The following is a 22,924-nucleotide window of genomic DNA, read 5'->3' as shown; positions in this document are numbered from 1 at the left end:
CAAGACTCTGACCTTAGAAATATTAAACTAATCTCTTGCTTGTTGTTTGCTGGTGACCCAATACCCAATCAGCTTATAAACAAGCTTAGCAGCTGTAAATTCCGACACGACCGAATCCACAATAGGGGCCAATTCCATTACATCACAACCAATGACCTCATGGGCCTGGAACAATCGGGCCAGAAAAGTCGTCAAACTATACCAGTTGAGCCCCCCTGGCTCAGGTGTTCCCACGCCAGGGATCAGAGTTGGATCAATCCCGTCAAGATCGATCGTGCAAAAGACTTTTCTGGTCGAAATGCTGGCTAGAGCTCTTTCCATCCAATCTGGCTGCAGGGCAATTTCTCGGGCCCGAAACACAGTCAGTTGCCTGTCCTTAATCAGGTCTGCCTCTTCCTTACAAATACTGCGAATGCCTAACTGAACGGTGGGTAACCCCATATCCACAACTCTTCGCATCACACAGGCGTGATTGTGGATAGATCCTTCGTACTCATGCCGTAAATCTCCATGGGCATCCACCTGAATCACTGTGAAGGGTTCTTTGGAATTTGTCTGCTGATAGGCTGCCACGATCGCCTCAGTAATGCTATGCTCACCCCCTAGAGCGATGACAAACTTGCCATCAAGGATTAATCTCTCTAAAGTCTGCTGTGTGATTTGCAGCATTTCCTCGGAGGAAATTTTGTGATTATAACGAGTATCAGCAATGGGAGGGTGGGTGTAGAGACCTGTTGGCCACAGTTCTTGCTCCAACTCTTCGTCGTAATACTCTACTTGATGGGAGGCTTTAAGGATTGCTGCAGGACCATTTTCGCAGCCACGCCGATAGGTTGTGGTGGCCTCAAAAGGAACCGGCAAAATTACAACGTTCGCATTCTCGTAAGTCGATGCCACTTCCGTCCCCAGGAATGGCAGCACAGAAACCGCAGATTGCACCATTTCGCCTTAGACCTCTGGCCAGAGTAAGTAGTCATCATGCTTAGTATAGATGCATTATGGGCATATTAGAAGCAGTGGTTCGGACAGAAGCATGAAGTTTGAAGATATTTATCAGTTTTTCCAGAATCCCCCACCGATCTATCTGACGAAAGAACAGGCAGTTTGCTATGTCCTTTCGATCCTGCTCAGGGGAGATTCCTACGGTACGGAGTTAATCCTGCTCCTGGAGAATGAGCACCCCACCTATCGCCTTTCAGATACCGTTCTCTACAGCGCCCTCAAGTTTCTTGAGGACGAGGAGGTGATCGCAGGTTACTGGAAGAAGGTAGAGGGACGGGGACGCCCTCGCAGGATGTATCAAATCCAGCCAGAATGGCGCACCCGATCCCAGGAGTTAGCCCTGCTCTGGCAGGAATACACCCGGGGTATCGTCCATCCCATGATTGCCAATCAGCACTGATGGTGGAGCAAGCTGGCGAGTGACGAATGACGGTTTTGTCATTTGTCATTTGTCATGCGCCATCTTAATCGCCGAAATCTACCTGTAGTTTTCGTGCTTTTTGTGATGGATTGAGCTTGGCCCTGAACAGTGCTGCTAAAGTATTTGTGCTACAGAAATTTCTGCAAGAGCATTTGACTGAAGTGGCGATCGCCATTCAGGCCAGATTTTCTGGGCAGGTCGTTTCAGGGCAGCTAGCCGCCCCAGATTTTCTCCAGAACTTTTTCAGGGGGGATATCTGCAGCCTTACCCGTGGAAGATTGAAGGCCGAGGAAACGATCGCTGACTGGGAGTAGCTTCGCTGGATCGGTAGGGCCAAAAATAGTCAGGGTAAACGCTTGGAGGGCAACAGCCAGGTTCATTGCTGTACTTTCGGTACAGAGCATCAAGCTAGATCCTGCAATCATCGCCGCCAGCTTGCCCAGCTCACCAGGTCTAGTCACCAGAGGGGCTGGCTTCAGGCTAACTTCCATCAGGTCATCAACCAGATCTGGGGGTTCCAATCCGCGCAGGAGCACGATCGGCAAATCGGGCTGCTTCTGCCGGAAATCCTGAATGATTTTGACCCAGCTTTTGATCGGATACGTCTTCTCTTGCTCAGCGGATGTTGCTGCCTGATGGGAACTGCCATGAATCAGAACATAGCCTCCTCCCTGCAAACCCAGACGCTTCTGTTCTGCTTCGGCCCATTCAATATCTTTTCGGGGCAAACTGATTGAAACCTCTGGGCAGGCTTCATGAATCCCCAGTCCCTGGAGCAGGTCATAGTACATCGCTGCTGTGTACTGTTCTGTTTTTTGAGCCACCGGATGGGTGAGAAACCCAGTACTTACGCCAGCGTACCCAATCCGAGTCGGAATACCGGTTAACCAAAGGAGCAGACCTACCCCCCAACTTGGCCGGACTGAAAAAGCCACATCGTATTCCCGATCGCGAATGACGCCCAGGAGATTGCCCCAGTCCGCCAGACTGTTATTCCCGCCAAAATCGAACAGGATAGTATCCCTGACTGCTTTAGAAACTCGGTAAGCTTCCTTAGCGCGAGGCTCAACGACGACATCAATCTGAGCTTCTGGGTAAACCCGTTTCAGGGTATCCAGGGCTGGAAAGAACAGGATTTGGTCGCCAATCCCACCGGGGACAAGGGCCAGTATTCGCATAAATCATTTTTTACCTGATTTTCGCTCCTTATTTTAGGGGATGATAGACGTGACGGAACAAGGAAGTTATTGATCTTTGGTCATTGGTCATTGGATAAATCCTCTTCTGAAAGCAGGGCCTATTCATTTTGGGAAGGCAAAGAGTTTGGTCAAGGGATTCCGATCTAGGCTCAAGGCCCGTGCGATCGATCTCGCCCCTGCCGCAGATCAGCCCAGGCAGTTGCTCCCCTCTGGGGAGGGGTGGCCTGGAGGGCCGGGTGGGTTTGGATGGGTCATAGACCCAATGACCTGTCATCAGTCAACCCAATGACCCATAACCAATGACCCATGACAAACTCCTGAGAGCAGCCACTCATAAAATTTATGTACTTACTCATTCCCGCTGCAGGCTCTGGTCGTCGCATGGGGCATCACCGCAACAAGCTCCTGCTGTCCTTGCTGGACAGACCAATTCTGGCCTGGACATTGGCAGCGGCGGCGGCTTCACAACAGATTCGCTGGATTGGTATTGTCAGCCAGCCGGAGGATTGGCCAGATTTTAAGGAGATTCTGGCCAGTCTCAGCTTTCCTTTTCCCCTGCATCTGATTCCCGGAGGATCAACGCGGCAGGAATCTGTTTACAACGGGCTGCAGGCCCTCCCCCCCGAGGCAGAACAGGTTCTGATCCACGATGGAGCCCGATGTCTAGCCACCCCAGAACTGCTGGATCGCTGTGCTGACGCAATTCTTCACTGTCCCGGCTTGATTGCAGCTGTGCCTGTGAAGGATACGATTAAGGTGGTTAAACCAGCCAGTCAACAGATTCAAAGTACCCCCGATCGGCGTTTGCTCTGGGCTGCCCAGACCCCGCAGGGGTTCTCAGTTCCACTGCTCAAGCAATGTCATGAGGAGGGGCGTCGTCAGGGGTGGGAAGTCACCGACGATGCCGCATTGTTTGAGCAGTGTAATCTACCCGTCCAGATTGTGGCTGGGGAAGAGACAAACCTGAAGGTCACCACCCCAGTTGACCTGGCGATCGCAGAGTTCATTCTCCGCCAGCGCCTCGCTCCAGCCCACTAAAATGGGAGGCAGAATTGAAGGGTCTGCTCCATGCCGCTACCACGCCTGCTGATCTTGCTTGTCGGTTTGGGGATCATCTTAGGATTGTTGATCTGGCTGATCAGTTCCCTGGCCCAACTGTATACCACTATCGCCCTGACCCAGCCCCTACTGGGTAATTTGCTGCTGATTGTGGTGATTGCCCTGCTGCTGGTGCTGGTGGGGGCCTTCCTGTATTACTTCTTGATCCTGCCCCAGGGTCGCAAGAAATCCCGTCGTCAACAGGCAACGCCCAAAGTTTCAGAGGTTCGGACAGAGGCCGCCGAGGAAACCCTGAAAGCAGTCCGCCGTCAGGTGGCTCAGATTCAGGATGAAGTCGCCCGCCAGGAACTCCTGAGTCGATCGCGGGAAATTGAACAAAACCTGAACCGGGGTGAAATTCGAGTCGTCGTGTTTGGCACGGGGTCAGCCGGAAAGACCTCTTTGGTGAATGCCCTTCTGGGTCGGATCGTCGGTCGGGTGGATGCCCCCATGGGCAGCACCACCGTGAGCGAAACCTACCTGCTCCGGTTCAAAGGGGTAGATCGGCAAATCCTGATCACCGATACGCCGGGCATTCTGGAGGTGGGGGTGGCGGGCACGGAACGGGAGCAGTTGGCCCGACAACTGGCTACAGATGCCAATTTGCTGTTATTTGTTGTGGACAATGACTTACGTCAGTCCGAATATGAGCCGTTAAAGGCCCTGGTCGAGATTGGGAAGCGATCGGTCCTGGTCTTCAACAAAACAGATCTGTATCCCGATGTCGATCGAGAAACCCTGCTGGCACGCCTGCGAGAGCGGGTGCGGGGGGTGATTCCGGCTCAGGATGTGGTTGCGATCGCGGCTAATCCCCAGCCCGTTCGCTTAGAAACCGGTGAACTGGTGCAGCCTGAGCCAGATGTGCTGCCCTTGTTACGCCGCATGGCGATCATTTTGCGATCGGAAGGGGAAGATCTGGTAGCCGACAATATTCTGCTGCAATCTCAACGGCTGGGAGCAGCGGCCCGACGGTTAATTGATGGGCAACGCCGCCGTCAGGCTGACAAAGTTGTAGACCGCTTCCAGTGGATTGGAGCGGGGGTGATCGCAGTGACACCCCTACCAGTCGTAGATATGTTAGCAGCGGCAGCGGTCAATGCCCAGATGGTGGTCGAAATTGGCAAGGTTTATGGCTGTGAGATCAACCTGGAGCGCGGTCGGGAAATGGCCCTTTCCCTGGCAAAAACACTGGTTGGCCTGGGAGTGGTGAAAGGAACATTTGAATTGCTCCAAGTGGCCCTCAATCTGAATCTGGGAACTCTGATTGTCAGTCGGGTGATTCAGGCGGTCAGTGCGGCTTATCTGACCCGTATTGCAGGCAAAAGTTTCATCGAGTATTTTCGCCACAATCAGGACTGGGGCGATGGGGGGATCACAGAAGTAGTCCAGCGTCAGTTTGAGCTGAATCGCCGGGATGAGTTCATTGGTGCCTTCATTCAGGAGGCGATCGCCCGAGTGGTTCGGCCCCTGACGGGAGAGGTTCGCTTCCCCTCCCCGATCGAGGAAGAGATTGAGCCGTAACGGGGCAACCTGCTTCCCGTAAATCCGGGGGATTTCTCAACCCTTCTGAGGTTGGGCTGCTTATAATGGGGAGATATTTCCTTACACACCCTACACAGTACCCTGCCATGATTCACACCAGGCAGGGGTTTTTATCGCTCCAAACTTCAAAGAATTGTGATTGAAGTAGAAGTCCATCAACGGTTAAGGGCCTTCCTGCGGGATCAGGGCGAACCCTACTGGCCCCATCATTTGACGATGGGCCGGTTTGTTGCTCGCGCTCTACGTCTGGAGCGAAGTGTGCTACTGCAAACAGGAGTTCCTTGCTTTGGCTATCACGGGCGCTATCGTCTCAGCTACCTGCTGCCTGCTCTGGTGTGGCCAGGCTCCGTCGTTGTGGTGGCCTCTGAAGTAGTTCAGCAACGACTGTTGATGGTAGAACTGCCCCAATTGCAGGAGTGGGTTCAATCGCCCAAGCCGATCCGGGCAGGCGATCGCTGGCCTGGAACTGACTTTCAGGGCATTCTGATGACTACACCAGAGGTCTGGTTGGCCGATCGATTGACCACAGGGGAGCGTTTCCCTAGGCGTATACCCACCATTCTGGACGGGGTGGATGATCTGGAACAATGGGCCTTCAATCAACTGACAACCTGTCTGCTGCCCGGAGACTGGAATGATCTTGTCCTGGCCTTTCCTACCTGCCTGGATGTGATTCGAGATGCTCGTGTTCAGTTAACCAAGGCGATCTTCCATCATCCTGCAAATCCCTACGAATGTTATCTCCTGGATGAGACAGAAAAGGACCTGTTGCATGGGCTGTACAGCCAGTTATGTCCTCCCGATCGGAAGTCTAGCTCCCTTCTACCACCCAACTGGAACCGTTTTTATCAGCAATTACAATCGGAGAACGCCCTGCCCTGGGCCACGATCGTCCGCAGCCAGGGGCAATTTTCCCTCTGTTGTGGCCCGGTAGAAGTGGCCTCAGCCCTGGCTCAGATCTGGCCTCAGCAGCCTGTAGTGCTGATTGGGAGCGCCCTGGATGCTGAGTCGGATGCGCCGATCTATCGTCAACGGGTCGGCCTGGAAGACATAACCTGCCTCAAGTTTGTCCCCGATCGACAAACGGAGCAAATCCAGCTCTACCTGCCTGATGGCTTGCCCATGCCCAACACCTCCCTATTTCAGAGTGCCTTAATGCGGGAAATCCGCATTTTGCTCAGTGTCAGCATCGCTGTTCAGGGAATTACGGTTCTACTAGTGGGAGATATGCCCCTCAAAGCCCAGGTCGGATCTCAACTGGCAGCTGAGTTTGGTTCCAGAGTGCAGGTGGAAAAGACCTGCCTGGACGACAATGGGATTCTGGTTACAGGCTGGGAATTTTGGCGACAGCACCAGGCTGTTCTGCCTTCCCCTCGGTTGCTGATAATTGCCACCCTGCCCATTCCTTCCCTGGAAAATCCCCTGGTAGCGGGTCGGGTCGCCTACTTTAAACGTCTGCGCCAGGATTGGTTTCGTCTGTATTTATTGCCCGCCGCTTTAAGCGAACTACAGCGAGCAGTTGCACCAGTCCGGGATTGTCAGGGTGTGGTCGCCCTGCTGGACAATCGCGTGATTCACCGCAGTTATGGCGCACAGGTTTTAACAGCCCTCAGCCCCTTGGCCCGCATCAATTATGTGGATGCCAGTCTATTTAGCCAATCTGACTGTTCTGTAGTGGACTAAGGCAGTATTATCTAGCTAAAAAGTTAGTTTCTACTCACCTTTACTGATTCAACTATGGGCGACTCTAAACGGCGTAAGGAAATACTGGGTGAAAAATATGGCCAGGATGAAAGAATTGCCTCCTGGCTCCCAGTGACTAAGGGGCAGGGGCAACAGTTCGTCAACTGGACCACGACCGGTGCCTGGATCGGGATTGGTGGCCTTGTTGTAGCCTGGGTCGTCATCCGATTTGTCGGACCTGCCATGGGATGGTGGCACCTCAGCTAGAAAGCGCGAGGGTTTGGGGACATCGCCCCCAAACCCCGATTGCTCCTTTTATTTAATCCCTGAGCCAAAGAAGCCCGACTGGGGCATCTTTCCTATGAGACCAGGAATCTAGCCGATCAGCGGTTGCGTTTCTCCCGTTCCTGGCGGCGGCGATCGCGCCAGGTGGCCATCGTCAGATAAGCAATACCACCGGTAACCGTAACCAGCAGGCCGAAAGCGACCAGCACCAGAATGCTTAGGGCTGAAGTCTCCACAGGCATTTGACTAGAAACCGTTACGGCCCCAAACCACCATGGAGATGGAGAAGGTAAAAACAACTAATAGAGAAACCCAGCCCAACGTCAAAATATCCATAGTTACCTGTAAAGCAGACTGTATTATGAGTTCGCTCTTTATATTAATTCAAAATTGAATCCTAAAAGCGTACACTGTAGCGTTCTTCGGCCCAGGGCTCTCCCCGATGATGATAACCATTACGTTCCCAGAACCCCAGCTCTGTATGGTCAAGGAATTCTAAGCCATTGATCCACTTAGCACTTTTCCAGGCATAGAGGTGGGGCACCACCAAGCGGAGGGGGCCGCCATGATCGGGGGACAGGGGTTGACCAAATAAGGTGTGGGCGAAGAAATTCTCTGCTCTATGAAAATCATCCATAGCGATGTTCGTGGTGTAGCCGCCATAGCAATGTTCCATGATGTGAACTGCTTGAGGGTCTACCTCGATCGCAGCCATGAAATCCGTCACCTTAACTCCCGTCCATTGCACATCCAGCTTAGACCAGGTCGTCACACAGTGAAAATCGGCTGTGAAGTCACTCTGGGGTAGGGCCATGAACTCTGCCCAGGTAAAAGTCTTTTCCTGCGCCAAACCCCAAACCCGGAATTGCCAGTCTACCGTGCTGACCTCAGGCGTTGAACCATAGGTCAGCACCGGAAACCCGGTAGTCAGCCGTTGACCGGGAGGGACGCGATTGGATGGCTCTGATTCTGATTTTCGAAAGAATTTGCCCAGCATCAGTTATTAGCCTATTCTTCTTCTGTTTCCTCGTTCCCCGGATAGACAAAGGTAGAGCGTCCAGTCAGAATGGATTTTCCGAGAGATAAAGCTCGCTGAGCTTGGAGTGCAGCTTTGCGTTTCCAGGTTGCTCGCCGCTGATCTCGCTTGAGTTTGGAAGTTTTCTTCTTAGGTTGAGCCATGGCAGTTGAGACTGCAGATTTGTAGACAACCCTCCTATTTTAGTGGATTGCGACCATCGTGTCACAGAAAATCAAGACAGAAAAAATCTTTCTCCCAACTGCCTCTCTGGAGGGAACCTTCCCCTGGCGTATCAGTCTAGAGGACGTAAATCAATACAGTTTTTATTTTTCTGGCAGCTCTTGATCTCGCCTTTTTCCTGTGGAATGCTGCTCCAGCGTAGGTTCAGATGATGTTTTACCTACCCCACCTGTTTTCCTTCGCTCTATCCAAACCTAACGCTATCCAAACCTAACAAAACCCTGGTGTATGACAAAGAGCAAATCTATAGTGACATCCAGATTGAGCCGTGAATGGATTGTCTCGACTCTGGCAGGTGTAACGTTGGCTGGTCTCTCTATGACTCCAGCCTTGGCCGAGCAGGTTCCGGAATTGGATTCAGCTTCAGAGGCGGAAGATCCAATGGCGCAAGTTACCTCTGTTTCCCAACTTTCAGATGTGCAACCCACTGACTGGGCCTTTCAATCTCTGCAGTCTCTGGTAGAGCGTTACGGGTGCATCGCTGGTTATCCCAATGGTACCTATCGTGGTGGCCGGGCCATGACGCGCTACGAATTTGCTGCAGGCTTGAATGCCTGTATGGATAGAATCAACGAGTTAATTGCATCAGCCACCGGAACTCTGGTTCAGAAGGAAGATCTGGAAGCCCTGGGGCGCTTGCAAGAAGAATTTGCCATGGAATTGAGCACCTTGCGGGGCCGGGTAGACCAACTGGAGGCCCGCACAGCGACCCTGGAAGCTCAGCAGTTCTCAACCACCACCAAGTTGTTTGGACAGGCGATCATCGGGGTCCAGGGTGGGGATGGGGGCTCCGCCGACTTTTTCCCGGTGGATGGGGTAAAAGATACCCGCGCCCAGTCCCAAATCTCAGCGGTCTATAACGTCCAACTCTCCCTGTTCACAGTCTTTGACCCCCGCAGCATTCTGTTCACCAGTCTGCAGGCCAGTAATGCGATCGGTCTGGAGGGTGTTCTGCTGACGAATATGGCACGACTGAGTTACACCGGCAGCACCAATAACTCCGTCGTGCTCAGTGACCTAACCTTCCGGCATTTGATTGGCAATAACTTTGCTGTCGTGGTTGGCCCCGTCGGGGTCAGTATGGTAAACGTGTTTCGGGGCGTTAACCGGATTGAGAGTGCAGGTCAGGGTCCCATTTCGTTCTTCGCCCAGCGCAACCCCATCCTGAATATTGGCAGCGGTCAGGGTGGGGTTGGCTTTGACTGGCAAATCACCGATTGGGCCAGCTTACAGGCTGTTTATTCTGCCACCACCCCTAATATCCCAACCGCTTCCAATGGTCTGTTCAATGGCGGCACCAACTTTGGGACCCAGCTCACCCTTACCCCCGTTGAGACCCTGGACATTTCCCTGAACTACGTCAACGCCTATTCCACCAATGGTTTTTTGGGGACTGGGATTGGGGATGATCAGCTTACGGTGGGTAGACCCCTGAACACGGATGCGATCGGAGGCACGATTTCCTGGCGCATCTCTCCGGCAGTAACCCTGGGAGGTTGGGCCGGTCGGACCTTCTCCAGTGTTCCAGGATTATCAGGTGGGGTCCGTACCTTCAACTGGATGGCCTTCCTCAACTTTCCTGACCTGTTTGGGGATGGAAATCTGGCAGGCATTTACGTGGGTCAACCTCCCAAGATTGACAGTAGTGACCTGCCAGCAGGGCTAAACATTCCCAGTCTGCTCGCCCTGACGGGGGGTGTTCCAGGGGGGCAACCTGGAACCTCCACCCATGTGGAAGCGTTCTACCGGATCCGCCTCTCCGACAACATCAGTCTCACCCCCGGCGTGCTGTTCATCTTCAACTCGAACCACACGACAAACAGTGACACGGTTACGGTTGGTGCCCTGCGGACCACCTTCAGCTTTTAGGAGTTCATCGATGCTGCTAAGTCCTGCCTAACCTGACCGCAACGTTGCAGCAACAGCGACAGGACTAGTCTGCATCAGTTCCTCGGACTTTGAACTCCCCAACGTTACCCCTGTTGGATCCCAAAACCCTACTATTCTTCATGAGGATTACAACTGTGATAGTTAAGTCAGCTCATTTTGCCGTTTATTTTGGCCTATTGGCTGGAAGCCTGGCCATTGCTCCTGCCGTTCGGGCCGATATCCCCATTCAAGGGGGTAAAGTCACCGGGGATGCGGCCTTTTTTGTGCCGACGCCCGCTGGCAGCCCGACTGTCTTGTTTGATGCCACCACTAAAACCCTCAGACTGGAAACCCCCAATGGAGTGACCGTCAATTCCATCTTCACCCCGACTGCGGGTAAGCTGAATGGCACAGCCAGCGCTACGGGTATCCCAGGCAGTGGTGATAGTGGCACCTTGCAGGGTGTTCTCTCTGGCCGAGCCTTCACCTCCTCTGGTCAACCCGTATTTTTCCAGGGCATTCCGACCACCCTCAATTTCACCCTCACCTCGTTTACAACGACGGATATCCTGGGAGGGACGCTGATCACACCGAAGCAGGTGGGTTCGGCTCCTCAAATCTTCCTGCCTGTAACAGGAGTGACCCTTTCCCCTGCTTCCAGCAATACCTTCAACTCATCCGGCGGAAATCTGCTGATTGGTCCCTATGAGGCCAATATTCCCAGTGGCAACATTGGTTTACCCTCTAACATTCAGTTCATTTCTTCTGGTCCTATTTTTGACAATCCGACCACAACCGGGAGACGGATCAAGTTTGAACTGGAAGGACAGGGCACAGCCCTGGCATCTTCCCAGGTAACGGCAAATACCATTACCTTCAACAGCAACAACGCAGTCACCCAGTTCAAGATCCAGAGCGTTGGTACACCGTCGTCTCAAGAATTCAAGCTGGAAGGAACCGCAACGGGAATCCAACTCTCGTTACAGGGAACCTCCACCAATCAGGGTAACTTCGCAGCTCAAAACACCACGTTTAAGGTCAAGGGAGAAGGAACAGGTCTGACCTCTCTGATCAACAACTCCTCTATTAGCTATTTGAGCAACAATGCTAAAACTCAGTACCAGTTTAATCAAGCAGGGCTAAATCTGAATGGAACTTCCCAGGGTAAAACCCAGTTTAATCTGGGTGTTCCCGTTCCGGGGCTGGGTTCCTTCACCCCCAGTTCCAATTCCCTCTCAACCAACTTTGGAACTGCGAATAATACCGTTGATAGCAATACTTCCACCAACACCTCTACCAACACCTCTACCAACACCTCTACCAACACCTCCAGCGACAGCAGCTCCAGTTCAACCATTGTGAGCTCCAGCACCACCTACATCCGGATCTTCACCCTGGCCTCTATCTCCAAATCAGGGAGCAAGTACAAAATCTACTCTTCCCAGTATGGGGAACAGGACCTGAGTGACGATGACGATGACGATGATGATGATGACGATCGGGAAGTGCGGGAAAACCGTCGCCGGGGACAAATTCTGGTACGAGGTCGGGGTCGCACCAAGATTGTATTTGTAGTCGTTGGTCCATCCAGCCGGATCTTTCCGGGGCTAGTTGGTTTGCGTCAGATTTCGACCACAACCACGACTAGCGAAAACAGTGGCAGCAACAACTCCAGTACCAATACCAGTAACAACGGCAGCAACAACTCCAGCAACAACTCCAGCAACAACTCCAGCAACAACGGCAGCAATAACAGTAGTACGAACACCAGTACCAACGACAGCAACAATTCCAGCAACAATTCCAGCAATAACAGTAGTACGAACACCAGTACCAACGGCAGCAACAACTCCAGCAACAATTCCAGTACTGACGACAGCAACAACTCCAGCCCGAATACCAGTACCAATAACAACAGTACTGGCACAACTGGCGTCACTGGCTTACCAGGTATACCTGAATCGACCGGTACGACCGGCACGACTGGTACAACCGGCACGACTGGTACGACCGGCACGACTGGCACGACTGGTACAACCGGCACGCCTGGCAACTAGAACATCAGTACGATATTGGAGCAACCCAGTTTCTGATGCATCCTGCTGATTCAACGTGAGGCCTTTGCAGCCAGGAACTGGGTTTGTGTGCCCGTGTTCTCGAGACAGACCTGTAGCCAGTTCCATCAAAGGGGCCAGAGCTCAGAACTGTCAGGATGATAAAATTTGTCTCCGCTTACGCGAATGGGGCACTGAAGAGTGCCCCTTTTTTATTCCCAGGTTGAGAGTGCATCTACCCAGTACCGTAACAGGGCTGTGAATTGACTGCGACGGGCTTCAAAATTGGCTGCCACCAAGATGAACAATAGACCCAGTACCCCCAGAATCGCCCACAGGACCAAAGCATAATTATCAATAAATAACCAGAGCTGGCGCAAGACCTTGAGGATAAACAGAGCCGTGCCAACATAGAGAAACGCCCGCACCCGCAAGGCCAGACCAGCCAGAACCAAACCGATCGCAAACCCGATCGTGCCCCCGCTCAGGGCCAGGGACGAGAAACTGAGATCGGAGCGATCGGACTGATAGAACGCAGTGAAGGCAATCAGACCGATGGCCAGACAGCGCAACCAGTGGCGTTTCTCCCGCTCCGGTTGGGCCTGCAGGTAAGGGTCAACCTGGGCGACAAACAGGAGAGATCCTCCCACAATCGCGGCAAACCAGAGAGGATCGGTGAGTTGGTACTGCTCCAGGATGCGGAGGAAGACGTAATCGGCCAGCAGAACCCCCACATAACTGAGACGCAGGCGACCTGAGGCTCTAGCCAACCAGGCATAAAAGGTAGCCACTAGGAGCAGACTCAGGGTGCTGGACGGAATAATCAAGGGTAAGGTCACCAACAGGGGTAAGCCCGCTGCAGATCGCCGCCAGGGAGAAACAGGCCAGCCCCAGCGCCCCCAGGGAAGACTGTACATGGGTAAGGCAAACAGACCGGCGATCGCACCCGCCCACTGTTCCAGCCCGGTTTTATCAGGCGTAACCAGATAGAGCAGGCCACTGAGGGACAGAACCGCTGCCGCAATACCCGCATAGGTCCAGAAGCGGGGAAAGGACAGGATTGTTCCTGGCTGCATCCGGCCCTGCAGCAGCCCATAGAGGGCCGTTGCAGCCAAGGTACCGCTCCAGAGATACCCTCCAGAAACGCTGAGGGGAAGAGTCAGGGCCATGAGTAGCAGGGCCGTAGCGAAGGCCCAGTGGAGATAGCCCCACGCCCGCAGACCCGGTTCCGTCAGGCGTAGGAAGGTAGCCAACCGACGGCACATCAGCCTGAAGCCGATCGCAAAGGTAACCGCCAGGATCGCCAGCAAAACCAACCCATCCCCTGCACTTCCCCCTTTAGCCTGTTGCAACTGGTAAATCAACAGCTCATAGGCTCCGACTGAAACTGCCAGCAGAGAGAGATAGGTGAGGGCATTGGCAGCCAAACGGCGACCAATCCCGATCCCGATCAGCGCCAGTCCCAGGGTAAACAACCCGGTCGTAGCCGTGAAGTCCCGATGTTGCAGCATAAATCCCAGCAGGCCATAGAGCAGGGGAATGATATGCCAACTGGCCGGATAGATGCGACTGGAGAAACGACGCATCCAGAAATCCCCCAGGAGTTGCAGTCCCAACCCCAGGGCCAGATTCCCCATCGCCAGCCGATCGATCGATGGCCCCAGCAACGCAATCCCTTGCAGGAGAACAGTCTCCAGACCCCAGGCCAGCCCAAAGTAGCCGAGGTTGGTCCCCTGGGGCAGGGTACGCAGGGCGATCGCCCCCGTCAGAACAGTAGCCGCTGTCAGGTGACGCCAGTCCGGCAATTCAGGGCTAAAAACCTTCAGATAGAGCCCCAAACTGTAAAGCGTCATCCATTGCAAGGTGATACCGCTGATGACAATGGCCCATCCGTCGCTGGCCAGACGGTAGGCAAGACTGAGGGGATTATCCCGCCGCAACAGGGCCAGCCGGAACAGCCAGAGGCCGAGGACCGCGATCGCCTGGATCAGTAACCAGACTCCGAAGGGGATTTCCCCCTGTTCCGTCAGAATTTCCCAGAGAACCACTGCCCCAAAGGACAGTCCCAGACCGATCGTCACCACAGCAGCCAGCAGATGCTGCAATTGGCGCATATTCAGCAGCATCAGGATTGTGGCGGTGCCTAGGCCCAGAATCCGCAGGGGCGCGGTAGGAACTGTGAGAACTTGCAAGGCCACCAGACCAACGGTACTGAACCAGGCGGCTGCAATCTGGGGAGGAAACCGCGATCGATAGGCCAGTGTGGTCAGACTTGCGGGAGCCACCAACCACATCCAGCCCCAGTCATACCCGTCAGAGACCCGATCAATCAGAAGCTGATAACCGATTCCGGCTAGAACCAAACCCAAGATCCAGGCACTGCGCCGCCAGCGAGTCCAGGGACCCAAAGCAGTGACTCCCCACTCGATGACCATTCCAGCCAGAAACAGGGCTGCCCAGAAATGCTGATCCAGCTCGGGGAACAGAACATCAATCCAGGTGGCGATCGCCGCCAGACCCAGGACATGGGTCAGGTAAATCAGCCAATCACCTAAGGGTGCGCGCTTCCAGATCACCAGGGCCAGGGTAACCGTAGTCAGAGACAGATTAATAGCCAGCACCGTCTGATTCAGGGAACTGGCCAGGGTCATACCAATCCCCAGCAGCAGGGCCAGTCGTTCAGTGCGCTGCACCAGGGGGAGGTATTCCCGCCGTCGCAGCCAGTCCACTGCCAGCAGGGTGAGCCAGAGATAGGGAAAGAGGGCAATTCCTGGCAGGGCATCGGGCATCCCGATCTCACCAACCTGCTGGATACAGAAGGCGACGATCGTCTGTCGTCGTTCCTCCGGAATCAGTTGGCGCAACAGGACATAGGTCTGTAACCCGACCAGGAAGAAAGCAGTCAGGGCAATGGGGCGTCTGTTTTTGAGCAGTCGATCGGCCAGCAACCAGAGACCGAGAACACTGACCCCGATCGCCTGCCAGGGAACTGGCGTTCCTATCGAGACGCCCCACCCAACCAGCATCAGCCCCACACCCGCCTGACTCCAAACGCGCCGCTGAAAATCGTGACGAGCCAGCCAGCAGAGCAGCCAGCCGCAAATGCCCAGGGCCAGTCCCAACTCACTCACTGGCACCCTTGCCATCAGGATGGCTCGTCCAATCAGAAGCAGGGTGGTGATCGTCAGGGTAATGAGGCCCAGATTGGGCGATCGATCTGGTTCTGGCTGTACCTCGGTTGATCGGGTTGTGGACTCATGGCGGTAGAACAGGGACAGGGCAGTGCCGATCGTCCCGATATAGGTGGCCCCCAGCGGAAAACCGGGCAAACTCCAGCCCCAGTGCAGCCAGCTCAGGCCAATGCTGTTCAGCAAGGTCAATTTCGGCAAAGGCCCGGTCGCCGATCGCAGCAGGAGGACATTGACCCCAGTGAGGGAAAGGGTGGCAACTATTCCCACGATCCGGCCCAGGTCGGTTGCCCACAGTTTGAAGCCATCCATCATCCAGAAGTTCACCGGGATAATCAACAGTGTCGTGATCTGGAGCATGCGAGCGGTCAGACCCAGATCAGGTCGCCGACCAGTCCAGGTGGCTGCAACCCAGAACGCCAGAGTATAAGCCAGTAAAATGCTGTACTGTCCTTCTGGGGGAACATGTTTCCACTGGCTGGCAGCCAGCACCGCTGACGACACCACCACCAGGAACACGCCCAGAAACAGCAGCCACAGGACACTGATCTCAGCCATCAGAGATTGCAATCCCTGGACCACTAATCCCGGCGATGAAGCGGGGGATGCCGGGACCAGGTCCAAAGCCAGTGACTCTGGTGCGGGTTGGGCCACGACGGGTTCTGGCACAGCACAGGTAAAGTGCTGCTGACTGAGTTGCTTGACCTGGGCATCGGAGAGGAGCCCCAAGTGAAGCAGGGCTTCTAATCCTGCCAGAAGTTGGGGGGCGTCCCCCTGAAGGGTCAGCAATAGCTTAATCGGACGATCGGGATCAGGGTGAACTGCCATTGGAATCACAGGGGACTATTTGGGCATCACCATAACCCGATCGCAGGTCATTTAAAAGCAGACTGTGACGCTTCTCCAGGTGGGAAAGTTGAGTAGCTGGTCAAGTTCAGACGGGATGGGGCAACCTACTACTATGGGGTCAGCCCCCCATTTTCGGTAGGGTCACTATGGCGCAGATCGATACCCACCCTGATTTGCATCAAGCAACGCTCCTCTCCATTGCCTTTTCACATACTCTGCCGGTGGTTCTGAGGCCCAATCGGCAGGATGAGACAGGCACAGCCATCATTATTGACCTGACCCAATGGTTGGGAATCCCCAGCACCTGTCTAATCATCAATCGGGTTCTGTCAAATCAGAACGATGAGTTGACAGACACTCCTGGCCTGTGTGACGATCTAAGTAACTCTTGAAAAAGATTCTCAACAGCACCCCTGGTCCTGTAACAGGAGGTAATGTTGAAAACCCTATCAAAGCCATTGTTCCGAGCTTTCTGGATGGATTATTTGCCCCATGCCTAAGCCCTATCCTCACCTGGCTGTGCTGAAGCCAGGACAAGTTGCTATCATTTCCAAGTTAAATACCTCCCATGGGTTGCATCAACGCTTACTGGCTCTGGGCTTTCGCTCGGGCCGTCAGATCACGATGTTGCGCCGATCGTGGTTTTCTGGTCCCCTGCATGTCCGGATTGGTACGACAGAAGTGATGTTACGTCAGCGTGATGCCCAGAAAGTGGAGATTACTCCTCTGGTGACTGGAGAGACAAGTTGAAGCGAATTGCAGTTTTGGGGATGCCCAACACGGGCAAATCTACTTTCTTTAATCGTTTTACAGGAGCCACTGCCAGCATCGGCAATTGGCCTGGAATTACGGTTGATTTGATGATCGCGCCTATCAGGATTGGAGATCAGCCCACAGAAGTGATTGACCTGCCGGGAATCTATGATCTGAGGGGCTTTTCTGAAGACGAAACCGTAGTACAGCGCTTCCTGGAATCGACACCCCTGAATTTAGTCATTATTATTCTGAACACCGCTCAGCTCGATCGCCAGCTCAGTCTGGCGCTGCAGGTTAAGCATTTGCAATTGCCCGCAGTATTGCTTCTGAATATGGCCGATGAAGCCCCAAAATTTGGGGTAACGGTTAACGCCGAAAAACTGACCCATCACCTGGGGATGCCGGTCATTCCGATGAGTGCCAAGTACGGAGGAGGCTACGAGGCCGCCCTGGTGGCGATCTCGGAGGCGTTGCAAGCCCAGGATCACCCTGTCTCAGTTCAGGACTTCTCCGATCGTCTGGCCACAGACGCCCACATTGCCACCGAACTGGAAACCATCCTGCAGGATGCCGTGCACCTGCCAGATCAGCATCAGGATACCCTGACCACCCGTCTGGACCGCATCCTGCTCCATCCAGTTCTGGGACTGCCTCTGTTTTTTGCGGCCATGTACCTGATGTTTCAAGTGGTTTATACCCTGGGAACGCCGCTCCAGGATCTGCTGGGCCAGGGGTTGGACTGGGGGAAAACCACCCTACTGGAGCCAGCTTTAGCCAGTTTCCCCTCGTTTCTGAAGGGATTTTTGATAGGTGGCCTCTATGACGGTATGGGCACAGTTGCCGCTTTCATTCCAGTGATTTTGCTGTTTTTCTTTTGTATGGCGATCGTGGAAGACAGCAGCTACCTGGCCCGGTCTGCCTTTCTGATGGATGCCTTCATGGAACGATTGGGCCTGGATGGACGGTCCTTTGTCATGTCATTGATGGGATTTGGGTGTAATGTCCCAGCTATCATGGGGACCCGCGTGATGCGATCGCCCGGATTACGGATGCTCTCCATGTTGGTGATTCCCTTTTCCCTCTGTTCAGCCCGGTTGAATGTATTTATCTTCATGACAACAGCCCTGTTTGCCCCTCAGGTTGCGCCCCTGGTGCTGTTCAGTCTGTATTTATTGAGCTTTGCTGCCGCCTTAATGACCGCTGCCCTGTTCAAGGGCCGCTTTGTTAACCAGGATCCCCTGGTGCTGGAACTCCCGCCCTATCGCTTTCCCACCTTCAAGCAGATGCTAATCCGCTCCTGGTGTGAGGTAAAACATTTTTTACGCTGGTCGAACCGCTTCATTATTGCCGGGGTGGTCGTGATCTGGTTGTTGAATAATCTTCCAGCAGGTGTGCCACCCGCCAGTGCCCAGACCCTCTCTGGCCTGATTGGGCAGGCCACTCAACCTGTACTCCAACCCCTGGGCATTAACTCCCAGTTAGCGATCGCCCTGATCTTCGGATTCATCGCCAAGGAAATCGTGCTGGGGGGATTGGCCGTCATCTATGGCGCCTCAACGGAGGATAGTCTGGGTGGGGCGATCGCCCAGCAAATCGACTGGGTACAGGCTTACAGTTTCATGCTATTTACCCTCCTCTATGTGCCCTGTCTATCTACCGTGGCGGTTCTCAAGAGCGAGTCCAAAAGTATCCGTTTTGCGACTTTCGCAGTGGCCTGGTCGATCGGTCTGGCCTGGGTCGCCAGTTTCATCTTTTACCAGGGAGCCCGTGCTCTGGGCTTTTGAGTCGGACTACATTCTGCAGCGTCCGCCAGGATGCCTCTGGGCGCTATAGAACTTCCTTACGAATAAGAATTAAATAAAATGTCAAACTTCTGCTTGCCCTCACCCCCTCCCCCCCTCCCGGCGGCTACCGCCTATACAGATCTCTGAAAAGTTTGGCTCAAGTCAGCAGACTCGCGTGAAATCCCCTCTGGGTAGGGGTGGCCCGCAGGGACGGGGTGGTTCCAGGAACGGGAGCAGGAGCGTTGAACCCACCCCTACCCCTCCCAGGAGGGGATTATGGGTACACAGTAGCTCCCGGCGGGGGAGGGCTGAAGAACTCCAGGTTATTTAATCCACGATCCTTACCAACAATAGAAGGGGCGACCTACCCTTTCGATCGAGATGGTCTGAATGGAAGACTGGAGGTGCGCGATCGCTCGGTTAAGGCTACCCTGCGCCTCATCAAATCGCCAGGTCGTTTCGTAGTCTCTGCAATTGATCACCAGCGTGTCTGCGGTGGCAAAGGCATAAATCACTCCATCATCATCCAAACCACTCGCAGTCAGAATTTTCTGCCCCAGCTTTTGGGCCTGGGTGATTTGCTCCAGCAAGATTTCTGCAACTGGGTTCATAGGTCATCTCCCTAACTTTTGCACATAAAAAAGAAGCTTTCTGGCACAGAGCCGAAAACCATATCTCTGATTTGCAAGGCAATGACCCCTACCTCCGACCAGTCATTGCCTGCGATTCGAGGTAAGGCCATTCAAGACTGCTGAAAAATTCTTGACAGAAAAACCAATAGTCTTCTATCTATTTCTGTATCCTATGTGACGAATTAGCCTCAAGCTATTTAAACCTGGGAAAAATTAACAAAGTTTCGCCCACTACCTGGACGAATAGCGCTTGCCAGCTTGGTTAAGTTATGAAAAATCCTGTCCATTTAATTGCTGCATGGTTATAGAGTTTAAGAGTTGCGCTGTAAAAATTCGTTATGAGTCAAAATTTAGCTCTGCGTCTGCGGGAAGATACCAAACAGTCTCACACCATGGCAGAAAACACTGCTTACATGAAATGTTTTCTGAAAGGCGTCGTGGAACGGGAACCCTTCCGAAAGCTGCTAGCCAATTTGTATCTGGTTTACAGCACACTGGAAGCAGAACTCCAGCGTCACCGCAATCATTCGGTGGTTGGGTTAATGGTGTTCCCAGAACTCGATCGCACCGCTAATCTGGAGAAGGATCTGGCTTTTTACTACGGGGACAACTGGCGGGAGCAGATTGCGCCATTGCCCGCAGGTCAGGTTTACGTCGATCGGATGCGGGAAGTCTCTGAAACCGATCCGGCCCTACTGGTAGCCCACGCCTATACCCGCTACATGGGCGATCTCTCGGGTGGCCAGAGTTTGAAAAACATTATTCGATCGGCATTGAATCTGCCACCGGATCAGGGCACCGGACTGCATGACTTTGACCAACTGCCGACGGTGGAAGCGAAACGGGCCTTCAAGGAGAAGTATCGGGATGCGCTCAATTCCTTGCCTGTGGATGAAGCTACGATTCAGCGCATCGTAGACGAAGCCAACTATGCTTTTCAATTGAATCGAGATGTGATGCATGACCTGGAGGATGATGTCAGAACGGCGATCGGGGAGCATGTGTTTGACCTGCTGACCCGTCAGGATAAGCCCGGTAGCACGGAGCATCCCCATCGGGGCGCTGCACCAGAGGCCACCCCTGAATACAGTGCCCGAGGATAATCATGGTGCAAGGACAGATAAACGCAATTGATTTCTTTAGCGATCCCTACCGGGATGCTTACAGTCGGGTGAATGGCATTGTCTTAGAAGGAGAGCAGCAAGCCTATGAGAATTTCGTCCGCTTGGCTGAGCTGTTGCCTGAGCATAAGGCTGAATTAAGTCATTTAGCTGAGATGGAGGCCCGTCATCGCAAAAGTTTTGAAGCCTGTGGTCGAAATCTGAAGGTGACCCCTGATCTGGATTTTGCCCAACGGTTTTTTGCGGATTTGCATGGAATTTTTCAGCATGCTGCGGATGCGGGGCAGACTGCCACCTGTTTACTGGTGCAGGCGTTGGTGATTGAATGTTTTGCGATCGCAGCTTACAACAGTTACATCCCAGTTGCTGATAAGTTTGCCCGTAAGATTACAGAGTCGGTGGTGAAGGACGAGTACAGTCATCTCAATTTTGGTGAGATCTGGCTGGCCAGATTCTTTGAACAGGTTAAGGAGGAGGTTGAGGCTGCGAATCGTCAGGTAATGCCAGTGATCTGGCGAATGTTGAATTGGGTAGAGTCGGATATGAAAGCCCTGGGGATGGTAAAGGCAACCTTAATCGAGGACTTTATCAGTCGCTATGGGGAGGCGCTGGGTCATATTGGCTTTACGACGCGGGATATCCTGCGGATGTCGGTCTATGGGTTGCGGGCGTAACAGGCAAGACCTGTTGCAGGCAATTTACGATCGGGGGATGATCGGGGGAGATGGTGTGAGTGATGCCTGTACCCTGGGAAGGGTGACAGTGAAGGTGCTTCCTTGGTCCAGGGTACTGTCTACGATGATCGTGCCCTGGTGCAGGTCTACGCAATGTTTGACGATCGAGAGGCCCAGTCCTGTACCCGGAACTTTGCCCACATTGCTGCATCGATGGAAGGACTCGAACAGACGGGATTGTTCTTCTGGCGCAATTCCAATCCCCTGATCACGGACTTGTATCAGGATCTGGTCGGGATGGATGGTGATGAAAAGGTGAACGGTCTGATCGGGGGCAGAATATTTCAGGGCATTGGAGAGGAGATTGGTGAGGATGTGATCTACCAGTTTTTCGTCGAGGGGCATAACTTTATCGCCCTGATAGGTCATCAGAATCGTGCGATCGGGCTCAGAGACGGTCAGGGATTCGACGCGCTCCTGGCAAAGCCGATGAAAATCAAGTGGGGCTGGGTTGAAGCTTAAGCGTCCTGCCTCAGCCTGGCCAATCAGCAACAAATCATCTAAAAGCTGGGTGAGGGCCTGAATGGCCTGACGGATCTTGTGGAAGTAATCTCGCCGTTTGGCGATCGGGGTTTGTTCATAAAACTGTTCCAGCAACTTCGTTGCCGTAGTGATCACGGTCAGGGGAGTACGAAATTCGTGGGATACGGTGGACACAAAGCGGGAGCGCAATTCGTTTAATTCCTGTTCTGCAGCCAGTGCTCGCCGGAGTTCTTGCTCTTGTTGTTGCAGGGCCACCTGTGCTGTTAGCAGAGATTGGGTGCGTTCCTGCACTTTAGCTTCTAGCTCCTGGTTAAAATTCTCCAGGGCTTGCTGGATTTGCTTACGGTGGGTAATCTCACGGGAGATGCTGACCAAACCGATGACATGGCCATCTGGAGTCTGGCAGAGGGCTTTGCTGACCAGAAACCAGCGGGGTTGTCCCTGGATCATGAGTTGATATTCAACTTCTGCGGCACAGCCGGTCTGGAAGACCTCCTGATCGGAGGCTTCGATCTGATTGGCTTCCTGGGGCAGTAAAAAGTCTGCATCGCTTTTGCCCAGGATGGCATAGGGTGGGCGATTCATCAGGTAGGCCAATCTGGCGTTAGCAATTAAATAGCGCCCCTGGCGATCTTTGACAAAGACGGCATCGGGGATGGAGTTGACGATCGTTTGCAGAAGCTGATGATTACGATTCAGGCGACGAATAGCAGCCTGGATAATGCCGTACAGAATTATGCTGCTGAAGAGGACAAATCCCCAGCCTTTGATGGTTTGTAATTGGGTCAGTAGGTCAATATCTGGAACAGTGTGCTTGAGTAAATCGTCAGAAAAGGCAATCCAGAGGCTACTGACAAAGGCATAGCCGAGGGCAATGGATAAGGCCAGGTTGGGAAGACGCAACAATCTCAGCATGGCAGGGGACCTGAGGAGTCCGGGAAATTACGATCGCAAATCCACGGATAG

At 53.6% G+C, this 22,924-nt stretch carries 21 protein-coding genes; 12 read left to right on the top strand and 9 right to left on the bottom strand.

What is annotated here, in order from left to right:
* Window positions 1-27: 27 nt before the first annotated feature.
* Window positions 28-942 carry an agmatinase gene (gene speB, locus BST81_RS15520; RefSeq protein WP_075599407.1) on the bottom strand — a complete coding sequence of 305 codons (915 nt, stop codon included), beginning with the start codon at window positions 940-942 and terminating at the stop codon, window positions 28-30.
* Window positions 943-1,033: 91 nt separating this feature from the next.
* Here speB and BST81_RS15515 point away from each other — a divergent pair, with 91 nt between their 5' ends.
* The gene (locus BST81_RS15515; RefSeq protein WP_075599406.1) at window positions 1,034-1,402 is read left to right on the top strand and encodes a PadR family transcriptional regulator; all 369 of its coding nucleotides are present in this window, start codon (window positions 1,034-1,036) and stop codon (window positions 1,400-1,402) included.
* Between the two features lie 233 nt (window positions 1,403-1,635).
* Here the strand turns inward: BST81_RS15515 and BST81_RS15510 are convergent, their stop codons facing one another.
* Window positions 1,636-2,601 (bottom strand): glycosyltransferase family 9 protein, encoded by a 966-nt coding sequence (locus BST81_RS15510; protein WP_075599405.1) that lies wholly within the window; start codon window positions 2,599-2,601, stop codon window positions 1,636-1,638.
* A gap of 363 nt (window positions 2,602-2,964) precedes the next feature.
* On the opposite strand from BST81_RS15510, the gene ispD reads away from it, so the two are divergent.
* The 4 genes from ispD to BST81_RS15490 all read left to right on the top strand — a co-directional run bounded on the left by ispD (window position 2,965) and on the right by BST81_RS15490 (window position 7,212).
* Window positions 2,965-3,660, top strand: a complete 696-nt coding sequence (gene ispD / locus BST81_RS15505; RefSeq protein WP_075599404.1) for a 2-C-methyl-D-erythritol 4-phosphate cytidylyltransferase — start codon at window positions 2,965-2,967, stop codon at window positions 3,658-3,660.
* 30 nt (window positions 3,661-3,690) lie between these two features.
* Window positions 3,691-5,241: a GTP-binding protein gene (locus tag BST81_RS15500; RefSeq protein WP_075599403.1), complete on the top strand. Its 1,551-nt coding sequence runs from the start codon at window positions 3,691-3,693 to the stop codon at window positions 5,239-5,241.
* A gap of 156 nt (window positions 5,242-5,397) precedes the next feature.
* Window positions 5,398-6,945, top strand: coding sequence for a helicase C-terminal domain-containing protein (locus BST81_RS15495; protein ID WP_075599402.1), 1,548 nt, complete (start codon window positions 5,398-5,400; stop codon window positions 6,943-6,945).
* A 54-nt stretch (window positions 6,946-6,999) separates the two neighbouring features.
* Window positions 7,000-7,212 carry a DUF2839 domain-containing protein gene (locus BST81_RS15490; protein WP_075599401.1) on the top strand — a complete coding sequence of 71 codons (213 nt, stop codon included), beginning with the start codon at window positions 7,000-7,002 and terminating at the stop codon, window positions 7,210-7,212.
* A 116-nt stretch (window positions 7,213-7,328) separates the two neighbouring features.
* Here BST81_RS15490 and BST81_RS28130 read toward each other — a convergent pair whose 3' ends face one another.
* The 4 genes from BST81_RS28130 to BST81_RS15475 form a co-directional block, all read right to left on the bottom strand.
* A complete protein-coding gene (locus BST81_RS28130) occupies window positions 7,329-7,472 on the bottom strand; it encodes a hypothetical protein (protein ID WP_171974764.1) in 144 nt (47 codons plus the stop codon).
* 4 nt (window positions 7,473-7,476) lie between these two features.
* The gene (gene petN, locus BST81_RS15485; protein WP_075599400.1) at window positions 7,477-7,566 is read right to left on the bottom strand and encodes a cytochrome b6-f complex subunit PetN; all 90 of its coding nucleotides are present in this window, start codon (window positions 7,564-7,566) and stop codon (window positions 7,477-7,479) included.
* A gap of 61 nt (window positions 7,567-7,627) precedes the next feature.
* Window positions 7,628-8,227 carry a sulfite oxidase-like oxidoreductase gene (locus BST81_RS15480; protein ID WP_075599399.1) on the bottom strand — a complete coding sequence of 200 codons (600 nt, stop codon included), beginning with the start codon at window positions 8,225-8,227 and terminating at the stop codon, window positions 7,628-7,630.
* Between the two features lie 11 nt (window positions 8,228-8,238).
* Window positions 8,239-8,409 (bottom strand): 50S ribosomal protein L32, encoded by a 171-nt coding sequence (locus BST81_RS15475; protein WP_075599398.1) that lies wholly within the window; start codon window positions 8,407-8,409, stop codon window positions 8,239-8,241.
* Window positions 8,410-8,806: 397 nt separating this feature from the next.
* Here BST81_RS15475 and BST81_RS15470 point away from each other — a divergent pair, with 397 nt between their 5' ends.
* Entirely contained in the window at window positions 8,807-10,357 is a 1,551-nt protein-coding gene (locus tag BST81_RS15470) for an iron uptake porin (protein ID WP_253188316.1), read from the top strand.
* 155 nt (window positions 10,358-10,512) lie between these two features.
* Window positions 10,513-12,414: a hypothetical protein gene (locus BST81_RS28510; RefSeq protein ID WP_216351349.1), complete on the top strand. Its 1,902-nt coding sequence runs from the start codon at window positions 10,513-10,515 to the stop codon at window positions 12,412-12,414.
* A 209-nt stretch (window positions 12,415-12,623) separates the two neighbouring features.
* Here BST81_RS28510 and BST81_RS15460 read toward each other — a convergent pair whose 3' ends face one another.
* Complete coding sequence (locus BST81_RS15460) at window positions 12,624-16,427, bottom strand: hypothetical protein (protein ID WP_075599395.1); 3,804 nt, start codon at window positions 16,425-16,427, stop codon at window positions 12,624-12,626.
* Window positions 16,428-16,594: 167 nt separating this feature from the next.
* Here BST81_RS15460 and BST81_RS15455 point away from each other — a divergent pair, with 167 nt between their 5' ends.
* The 3 genes from BST81_RS15455 to feoB all read left to right on the top strand — a co-directional run bounded on the left by BST81_RS15455 (window position 16,595) and on the right by feoB (window position 18,988).
* Window positions 16,595-16,840, top strand: a complete 246-nt coding sequence (locus BST81_RS15455) for a hypothetical protein (protein ID WP_075599394.1) — start codon at window positions 16,595-16,597, stop codon at window positions 16,838-16,840.
* A gap of 100 nt (window positions 16,841-16,940) precedes the next feature.
* Window positions 16,941-17,198 carry a ferrous iron transport protein A gene (locus BST81_RS15450; protein ID WP_075599393.1) on the top strand — a complete coding sequence of 86 codons (258 nt, stop codon included), beginning with the start codon at window positions 16,941-16,943 and terminating at the stop codon, window positions 17,196-17,198.
* Complete coding sequence (gene feoB, locus BST81_RS15445; RefSeq protein ID WP_075599392.1) at window positions 17,195-18,988, top strand: ferrous iron transport protein B; 1,794 nt, start codon at window positions 17,195-17,197, stop codon at window positions 18,986-18,988. The genes BST81_RS15450 and feoB overlap by 4 nt, the downstream gene beginning before the upstream one ends.
* Window positions 18,989-19,329: 341 nt before the next feature.
* On the opposite strand, the gene BST81_RS15440 is transcribed toward feoB, so the two are convergent.
* Window positions 19,330-19,599, bottom strand: a complete 270-nt coding sequence (locus BST81_RS15440) for a hypothetical protein (RefSeq protein WP_075599391.1) — start codon at window positions 19,597-19,599, stop codon at window positions 19,330-19,332.
* 359 nt (window positions 19,600-19,958) lie between these two features.
* On the opposite strand from BST81_RS15440, the gene BST81_RS15435 reads away from it, so the two are divergent.
* Both BST81_RS15435 and BST81_RS15430 read left to right on the top strand, forming a co-directional pair.
* Window positions 19,959-20,723: a heme oxygenase (biliverdin-producing) gene (locus BST81_RS15435; RefSeq protein ID WP_075599390.1), complete on the top strand. Its 765-nt coding sequence runs from the start codon at window positions 19,959-19,961 to the stop codon at window positions 20,721-20,723.
* 2 nt (window positions 20,724-20,725) lie between these two features.
* Window positions 20,726-21,415: an aldehyde oxygenase (deformylating) gene (locus tag BST81_RS15430; protein ID WP_075599389.1), complete on the top strand. Its 690-nt coding sequence runs from the start codon at window positions 20,726-20,728 to the stop codon at window positions 21,413-21,415.
* A gap of 24 nt (window positions 21,416-21,439) precedes the next feature.
* Here the strand turns inward: BST81_RS15430 and BST81_RS15425 are convergent, their stop codons facing one another.
* Complete coding sequence (locus BST81_RS15425; RefSeq protein ID WP_075599388.1) at window positions 21,440-22,873, bottom strand: PAS domain-containing sensor histidine kinase; 1,434 nt, start codon at window positions 22,871-22,873, stop codon at window positions 21,440-21,442.
* Window positions 22,874-22,924 lie beyond the last annotated feature (51 nt).

Source organism: Leptolyngbya sp. 'hensonii', from assembly GCF_001939115.1.
In the GTDB taxonomy this organism is placed as follows: domain Bacteria; phylum Cyanobacteriota; class Cyanobacteriia.
The sequence above is the reverse complement of the archived record's forward strand: the minus strand, read 5'-3'. Positions and strand labels throughout refer to the sequence as shown.

Coding starts and splice junctions, on each gene's coding strand:
- BST81_RS15480 (WP_075599399.1), bottom strand. CDS start 8,227: ATGCTGGGCAAATTCTTTCGAAAATCAGAATCAGAGCCATCCAATCGC.
- BST81_RS28130 (WP_171974764.1), bottom strand. CDS start 7,472: ATGCCTGTGGAGACTTCAGCCCTAAGCATTCTGGTGCTGGTCGCTTTC.
- BST81_RS15455 (WP_075599394.1), top strand. CDS start 16,595: ATGGCGCAGATCGATACCCACCCTGATTTGCATCAAGCAACGCTCCTC.
- BST81_RS15450 (WP_075599393.1), top strand. CDS start 16,941: ATGCCTAAGCCCTATCCTCACCTGGCTGTGCTGAAGCCAGGACAAGTT.
- BST81_RS15470 (WP_253188316.1), top strand. CDS start 8,807: ATGACTCCAGCCTTGGCCGAGCAGGTTCCGGAATTGGATTCAGCTTCA.
- BST81_RS15460 (WP_075599395.1), bottom strand. CDS start 16,427: ATGGCAGTTCACCCTGATCCCGATCGTCCGATTAAGCTATTGCTGACC.
- petN (WP_075599400.1), bottom strand. CDS start 7,566: ATGGATATTTTGACGTTGGGCTGGGTTTCTCTATTAGTTGTTTTTACC.
- BST81_RS15490 (WP_075599401.1), top strand. CDS start 7,000: ATGGGCGACTCTAAACGGCGTAAGGAAATACTGGGTGAAAAATATGGC.
- BST81_RS15440 (WP_075599391.1), bottom strand. CDS start 19,599: ATGAACCCAGTTGCAGAAATCTTGCTGGAGCAAATCACCCAGGCCCAA.
- BST81_RS15510 (WP_075599405.1), bottom strand. CDS start 2,601: ATGCGAATACTGGCCCTTGTCCCCGGTGGGATTGGCGACCAAATCCTG.
- speB (WP_075599407.1), bottom strand. CDS start 942: ATGGTGCAATCTGCGGTTTCTGTGCTGCCATTCCTGGGGACGGAAGTG.
- BST81_RS15500 (WP_075599403.1), top strand. CDS start 3,691: ATGCCGCTACCACGCCTGCTGATCTTGCTTGTCGGTTTGGGGATCATC.
- BST81_RS15475 (WP_075599398.1), bottom strand. CDS start 8,409: ATGGCTCAACCTAAGAAGAAAACTTCCAAACTCAAGCGAGATCAGCGG.
- ispD (WP_075599404.1), top strand. CDS start 2,965: ATGTACTTACTCATTCCCGCTGCAGGCTCTGGTCGTCGCATGGGGCAT.
- BST81_RS15515 (WP_075599406.1), top strand. CDS start 1,034: ATGAAGTTTGAAGATATTTATCAGTTTTTCCAGAATCCCCCACCGATC.
- BST81_RS15430 (WP_075599389.1), top strand. CDS start 20,726: ATGGTGCAAGGACAGATAAACGCAATTGATTTCTTTAGCGATCCCTAC.
- BST81_RS15435 (WP_075599390.1), top strand. CDS start 19,959: ATGAGTCAAAATTTAGCTCTGCGTCTGCGGGAAGATACCAAACAGTCT.
- BST81_RS15425 (WP_075599388.1), bottom strand. CDS start 22,873: ATGCTGAGATTGTTGCGTCTTCCCAACCTGGCCTTATCCATTGCCCTC.